This is a genomic window from Paenibacillus forsythiae T98 (genome assembly GCF_000520735.1).
In the GTDB taxonomy this organism is placed as follows: Bacteria; Bacillota; Bacilli; order Paenibacillales; family Paenibacillaceae; genus Paenibacillus_AQ; species Paenibacillus_AQ forsythiae.
Map to the genome: position 1 here is coordinate 1 of NZ_ASSC01000779.1, position 3,683 is coordinate 3,683.

Below are 3,683 nucleotides of genomic sequence, written 5' to 3' on the forward strand. Positions count from 1 at the left end.
CCGAGGCGGGAGGAGGAGGGTTCGCTTGTTGGGGACATCTGCCACCGCCTTGGCGCAGCCTGCTACTCTTCGGTTTTCTTCGAGGATGAAGGCGACAGCTTCGTGCGGTACACCCAAAGCGCATATTCCAGCGGCTGCTGAAGCGCCTTGCGGTAGGTGTCTTTTTCCCCGGCCCTTGAGAACACCTCGCGGGCCGGCTTGGGATTGACCTCCAGCACGTAGACTTTGCCTTCCCGGTCGATGGCCAGGTCAAGCGCCAGCTCGCATAGCGTGCCGAAGCTGTCTTCCAGGAAGACAGCGGCATCCAGTCCGAGCCTTTCCGCCGTTGACATGGCTTTGGCCGCTTTCTCGCCGCTGCCGAGCCACTCTTTCAGCAGCGTCTCCGCCCTGACCGCATGTCCGCCGCCGTGCAGGTTGGAGGTGACGCTCTTGGCGGCTCCCACACGGCCGGCTATTCCGGTCAGCTCCCATTTGCCTTCGCTGTTCTTCTGAACAAGCATCCGGTAATCGTGGAACCGCCCGCTTGGAAGGCGCAGCGGAATCCCTTGCTGGATCAGGAACCGGCCGCCGATGCACCACTGGCGCACGATGGACTCGAGCCTGGGCAGCGATACCTGGCGCGGCTGGATAATCCGCCGGTTCTGGCGGCGGCCCTGGATATCGAACATTCCGCGAGTCTCTTTCAGCCGCTCGATGCGCAGAATGCCTCTTCCTCCGGTGCCGTTAATCGGCTTGATATAAATGACGGAACTGGCCTTAAGCATTTGGTGCAGATCGGAGGAGGAGTGATACAGCAGCGTCACCGGCATATGGGGCCGGAACCGGCCTTTTTGCGAGAATGTCTGGTGAATCGTCCATTTATTCCGCAGCGGCCGGTTCAGGAAGGTAAGATGGCTGTAACGCGAACGGAAGCGCAGCAGCTGCTGGAACCGCTCGCTGCGCTGAATCCGGCAGCGGTCATAGATCATGTCGGGGAAGGTCCGCCATTTACGTTCCCAATTGCCTGTTTCGGGATTGAATACCAGCGCATGAATCCGCTGCTTGCCGCTGTCGACGTCCATCGGTGTGAACACGAAGACGTCAAGGCCGATCCGTTTGCCCTGCGTGATCATTTTGCGGTAGATGCCTTTCTCTTCGAGCTGTTTGGCGCTGTTCAGATACAGGGTAAGAATGCCTAAGACGGGCACTGACACTGGAGTTCACCTTCTCGCATGAAAATGGATGCCCGGCTTCGCTCCGCCGCCCGTGCTGCCGCGCCGGAGAGACCGGAAGCATATATGAAGGATATCCGCATGCTGGTTTGTCACGTCCTTTATGGATTAATGGCGGCTTGGCGGGCCAGGTGCTGGCTGTAATAGAAGATTCGTTCCAGCGAGAGCTTGCGAATCTCCGGCTCGTCGAATTTCATGGGCCGGGAATTGGCTTCGAAGAACCAGAGTCCGCCTTTGTCGTCGGCGCCAAGATCCATGGACATTTCACCGAGCGTATAGCCGGAAGCACGCTCAATCTGCCGGGCGATCAGCAGGGCGGTGGAAGAGACGTTCTTCAGGATGGAGGCGGTCCGTTCGGGTCCGAACATCGCTTCCAGCATCCTGGACGGATCTTCGACGCTGCCGCCGCGCGGGACATGGGTCGTAATGCTGCGGGAGCCGGCCAGTCTGGCGCCGATGCCCGTTACCGCCCAGCCGCCCCTGCCGTTCTTTTGCAGCAGCACGCGCAGGTCGAACGGTCTTCCCTTGCAGGTCGCAAGCTCAATCGCCTGCTGGACGATATAGTGGGAGCTGCCGCGTTCTTTTCCGATGCGGGTCCACAGCCGTTCAATCGACGCCGCCTTGTAGGTTACGTTCCTCTTCCCGCTCTGGATTTGCAGACGGTACGGCAGCGTGCCGTCTGCTTGGTATTTTAGCCGCATGATCCCTTTTCCGGCTTTGCCGCTCTCCGGCTTGAGATACAGGCTGGAGTGGGTCTTCAGCATCGAAGTCAGCGTGCGTGAGCTTCTCAGCCGTCTCGTAGCCGGCACATGCCGGGAAGTCGCGTTAGAGCCCTTCAGCCATTCGAACAGACTCCATTTATTGAAAAAATACGGATTGTACAGCCGAATGCCCGGATGCTCCAGACACTCGGCGATTTTACGGGAGACCGCAGCCTTGGCTTCTTCTTCACGGGTGGGAATGCGGTTGTAGATAATCTGCGGGGAAGGCAGCTGGACAGCGGTCCATGACTTGCCCGGACCCGGAACATATCCGGTAACGGAGGAGTTCTCCAGCTTCAGGTCGCGAACGGTAACTACATAAGCGAGATAGCCGAGCTCCCTGCCGGTACGGATGATGTCGCGAAAGTTCTTATGATTGCCTCGGAACAGTCTCAGCTTGTCGCTGGTCGTCAGAATGGCGATGACCGGTTTGTCATTGTCTGTCCGGATGTTCACATATCATCCCTCCTGCGGAACTTGCTGAGGTACAGGCAGTGCTCCAGAATGTGCTCGATGGAGGCCTTGCCTTCAGCGCGCAGGGACGGATGGCGAAAGATGGACCGTCCGGGTTTGGCGTTGGCCTCGAACATCCAGATATCTTCATCCTGGTCGATGCCAAGATCGAACCCGATTTCGCCAAGCAGATGGCGGTGCTGGATTTCCAGCGATTCCGCCAGCCGGATCGCTGTCTGCTTCGCCCGCTGCAGCACTTCGTCGGCTTTGGCTCCGAATACCCGGCCAAGCGCCTGCTGCGGAGTAAGGAGGGAGCCGCCGTTTTTTAAATGGGTCGTTACGCTGCCGCGCCCGGCCTTCTTCGCTCCGATCCCGACCACAACCCACTGGTTGCTGCCATTCTTGTGCATGTGGAACCGGAAGTCGATCGGGCACCCGTCGATTTCGATCAGCCGGATGCCCTGCTGAACGACATAGCTGTGCAGGGTGCGTCCGTGGCGGGATTGCAGCAGACGCATCAGGCTGTCGAAGGTGGAGAAGCGGAGAAGCACATTCTTGCCCCCCTTGCGGTAACGGGCGAAATAGCCTCGTTTGGGCAGATAGGTCAGGCGGTAAATGCCGTGGCCGAGACTGCCGGCCGAAGGCTTGTAGTAGACAAAATGATGGCGCTCAAGCATATCTTTAATGATGCCCGGCTCCGGGCTGCTGCGCGTTTCGGGTACGTGTTGGCTGGCGAAGCTGTCGCTTTCAAGCAGCCGGTATATATCGGATTTGTTGAAGAAGCTCCAGTTGAAGAACGGGATTTTCTTGCGGATAAACCGTTCCCGCAGCTGGTTGATCGCTTGTGAAGTCTCCGCTCTTCTGCTAGGCAGCCGGTTGTAGACGACATCGGGCAGGGGCACCATCTTGCGCTCGAACTTGCCGTTCTCTGTCAGAAAGTAGCCGTTCACGCGTTCCTGCTGCCAATTAATGTCGCGGGGCGTGAACGCGAAAATATAGCACATGCTGCTGCCTTGGCGCAGCAGCTGCTTGATGAAGCCCGTTCGGGAAGCGAACGGCTGGCCCGGAGAACCCGGACCGTCGGACAGCACGCCGACGAGCGGCCCAAGCTGCACCTCGTCGTTCTGAAGGTTTCGCAGGTAGATGCTGCCCGACTTGGGCACTTTGATGGCATTCTGGACGCCCGAGGCCAGAAACAGATGCTTGCCGGCGCGCTTGATCGGTTTAACCACCGCCGGAATGGCTTCTTTGCCGAGCC

3 protein-coding genes are annotated in these 3,683 nt (G+C 58.9%); all 3 read right to left on the reverse strand.

The features are described 5' to 3' along the window. Positions 1–62: 62 nt before the first annotated feature. Positions 63–1,193, reverse strand: coding sequence for a YheC/YheD family endospore coat-associated protein (locus L692_RS0123745; protein ID WP_025702440.1), 1,131 nt, complete (start codon positions 1,191–1,193; stop codon positions 63–65). A 119-nt stretch (positions 1,194–1,312) separates the two neighbouring features. Beyond that, complete coding sequence (locus tag L692_RS0123750; protein WP_025702441.1) at positions 1,313–2,428, reverse strand: YheC/YheD family endospore coat-associated protein; 1,116 nt, start codon at positions 2,426–2,428, stop codon at positions 1,313–1,315. Further along, on the reverse strand, positions 2,425–3,683 hold a 1,259-nt coding region (locus L692_RS0123755), incomplete at its 5' end, for a YheC/YheD family endospore coat-associated protein (RefSeq protein WP_025702442.1). The genes L692_RS0123750 and L692_RS0123755, both read right to left, overlap by 4 nt.